The following is a 3243-nucleotide window of genomic DNA, read 5'->3' on the forward strand; positions in this document are numbered from 1 at the left end:
AAGTCACGGATTCAGGTTAATTATAAGTGAACATAAGAAAATATTAGAGGAGGCGCATCGGATTCGCCTGATTGGCTATCAGGAAAATAGTTACTTGTGGGCGGAGGACTATGTTGATTCGTTAAACGTTTTAGGTAGGTTCTATAGATTAACTGGTGATATTAAAACCAATGATGGAGTTTATCTGCACGATGAAGCTGTGTCAATATGCAAAGGATTCTATAAATTAGAAAGAAGCGGTTGGGATTTTTTGTATGCTTACAGTCTCATTTTACGAGGTCAGCATTATATCGGTATGAATCGACCAGAAATGGCGCAGTCTGATCTTGAAGATGCTTTTCTAATCCAGGAAAAAGGATTTTCGACATATCGAACTCTATGGGCGGAAGGCTATGTTGATTGCTGTATTGCACTTTCTAAAATGCATTGTTCTAGAAGAAATTATAAAGAAAGTGTAAAGTTTGGGAAATGGGCAACCAAAGTCTGCGAGGAAGGTTATAAAAAGGCCCCGAACCGCTGGGCTCTCCTTTACATTGAGAGCATGGAAAATTTAGGTATTATATATAAAATTTTCGGGCGGTTTGACGATGCTTTGTTTGAGTACAAAGCGTCTCTCGATGTTAGCTTAGAGCAATACAATCCAGATATTGATAAATTCGTCGAAGAGTGTGCACGTGGTTACGATCATGTTGCAGAACTTTATGAAAAGAAAGGTCAATGGGATAAGTACGCGCTTGCGAAAGAAAAGAGTTTTAGGTTTTATTCTGACCCTAATGATGCTGATGGAAGTAAATGGTTTCAAGATGTCGCTAGGATTTGTTTTCATCAGGCAAATACAATGCGCATGGAAGGAGAGTTAGATAAAGCTCTGGATAAGCTGGAAAAAGCGTGTGCCTTGTTCGGGGTAATATATAATTATGATAATAATAAATGGGGGTTGGAATATGCTAACTGTCTGAGCAGTATTGGGTTCCTAAAAAATAAACTTGGTTTTTCAGACGAAGCCATTAATTATCATATGAAATCGATTGAAATTTTTCGATTAGGAGAGAGGAATGGCCTCCCAGATTGGGATAAATTCTTTTTTTATGGGTTGAGGAATTATGCTTTGTGCCGGGAGAGCTTGAGTGAACTATCTTATGCTGTTGATATTTTGCAAGAGGCTAATTTAATATGCAAAAGGCATTATAGTTGGTCTGAGCGGCAGTGGAGCTCTTGTTTGGTCGATTGTTTGAGAGCTCAGGCAGAAATATTGAAAAAAATGGGTAGGCTTAGTGAGGCAATAGAAATTTCTGAGGAAGCTGATAGGCTTTTAACATAAATTAAATTTTAGGTGCCGAAGTTTTCCTAAAATCTCGATCGTTGAATATTGGATTGTTTTATTATCTTGATGTGCACGTTTTAGTTTATGGGTTTCTTTTAAGTTTTGATTTTAGGTTTTTTTTGATCTTTAAATTTAATTTGCGAGAAAAAAGTTTAAACTGCTACTTTGGCGGACAGATGTGAAAATCAAGTAATAGAAGTTATGTCATGACTAAATAGCTGGCGAATTCCAGGCGTGATCGTTCAGCTGACACTTTGAAAACTACGAAGGCAAAAGAAAAAACATGAACAAACGAGACCCACGCGTACCCGCAATGCTCGAACTAGCAGAACTCAAATTCCGAATTGATGATGACGGCGATGCAATCGTGATGATCAGCGGCTGGGAAGAAGACCGAAGCCAAACGGTATTCATCAGTTCCCGCACCTACACCTACGATGACCAGGAGTACCGGGAGATTTTTTCTCCTGCCTACACGGGTGAACTGCCCACTGCCAAAGTGCTTGCCTACTGTCTCAAGCAGAACAGTGGCGTGAAAATAGGCAGCTGGAAGCTTCAGATTGATTCCGATAACGAGACAGTGGCTCTGGTTTTTGGCGCCAATGTCGACGCCAATGCCGGTCCACAGCGCTTGAGGCAGGTTCTACTCAATGTTGCCAAAACAACCGATGACCTGGAGCGGAAGCTCTCGGATCAAGACAATTTCTGAAAAAGTAGTGCATCCATAACGGTTAATGCGGAGCAACCATGTCGGCAGATAAGAATAAATCGGTACTGCAGGAGTTACTCGAGTTCGAAAGGTCTAAAAAGAAGGCTTCTCAAGAGACCTCTGGTGCAACTTCAGCAGAAGCTAGCAAAAAAACCGTGCAGACCGAACCGAAAAAGAAAGTTTCGAAGTCCGAGAGAAAGCGCTTTGATAGTTTCAAACAGGAGCTGATTTTTGTTCGATCAGCGATGAATGCGCAGGGCGTGAAAATGGAGGACGATACCTTTCCTGTTCTCCTGGCCCTTATGCAGGTGCCGGAGTTACGGAGACAGCTAGCCAATTGGTTGGGCAGGCCTGCCTCATTGCTTTACGAGGGAGAGCACATTGCCTTGCTTCGACAACACCTCAGGGATTCCGTCACAAACAAGCCGCCAGGCGATCAGAGCTATGCTGATTGGTATACCTTTCAGCTTCAAAGCGATGAGGGAAAGAAGCTTGCGGACTGGGTGGACAAGTCCTTCATGAGCTCGTTGCTTAAAGATGGTTTTGAGGGATTTCTGAGAACCTTTTCGTCAATCAGGGAAACGAACGAGGCTTTTACTCATTGGTTGGAAGAGAATCACAAGCCGCTCAGCTATCGATATTTCCGAGAGGCTGCCGCTCGTCTGCGCACGCTCCTGTCTGAGAGCGTAAAAGGTCAGGATGCCGCAATCGATGGCGTATGCGATGCATACGCCCAGAGCGTACTGAGAAAGTCTTCTGGCCCGCGCGGTATATTCATGCTCCTTGGGGCACCGGGTACCGGTAAAACGTTTTTGGCAGAAACCTTTGCAAAGGCACTGCCTCGAATAGAGGGTGAAGATTACCAGATACTAAAGTTCAGCATGGAGCAGTTTAACGACAGCGATGCCAACTCGGCGCTATTTGGTAATGGCAATTTCTATTCTGGAGCTGCATTGGGCCAGCTGACAGACGCAGTACGCAATGTCCCTAAATCCATCATTATCTTCGATGAAATAGAAAAGGCTCACTCCGAGGTCATTCAGAGTCTTCTGGGCGTGTTGGATAGGGGTATTGGAAAAGACGAGACATCATTAAAAGAAGCGGATTTCTCCCAAGCCTTTATATTTTTCACCACCAATCTCGGGCAGCAAGTATTGGAAAAACGCCGGGATTCCGGGCAAGTGCTCGGCGTGCGTATTCCGGCGAACGT

At 43.6% G+C, this 3243-nt stretch carries 3 protein-coding genes; all 3 read left to right on the forward strand.

Annotation, left to right across the window (positions count from 1 at the left end):
* On the forward strand, window positions 1-1321 hold a 1321-nt coding region (locus Q669_RS19655), incomplete at its 5' end, for a tetratricopeptide repeat protein (protein ID WP_036149956.1).
* Window positions 1322-1607: 286 nt separating this feature from the next.
* Window positions 1608-2033 carry a hypothetical protein gene (locus Q669_RS17630; protein WP_152525070.1) on the forward strand — a complete coding sequence of 142 codons (426 nt, stop codon included), beginning with the start codon at window positions 1608-1610 and terminating at the stop codon, window positions 2031-2033.
* 38 nt (window positions 2034-2071) lie between these two features.
* A partial coding sequence (locus Q669_RS17635; RefSeq protein WP_022993287.1) for an AAA family ATPase occupies window positions 2072-3243 on the forward strand: 1172 nt, incomplete at its 3' end.

Origin of the sequence: Marinobacter sp. C1S70 (genome assembly GCF_000475355.1) — a bacterium.
GTDB classification, from domain to species: domain Bacteria; phylum Pseudomonadota; class Gammaproteobacteria; order Pseudomonadales; family Oleiphilaceae; genus Marinobacter; species Marinobacter nauticus.

What these genes read in the sequence shown, in the direction of transcription:
- Q669_RS17630 (WP_152525070.1), top strand. Translation starts at nt 1,608, where the DNA reads ATGAACAAACGAGACCCACGCGTACCCGCAATGCTCGAACTAGCAGAA.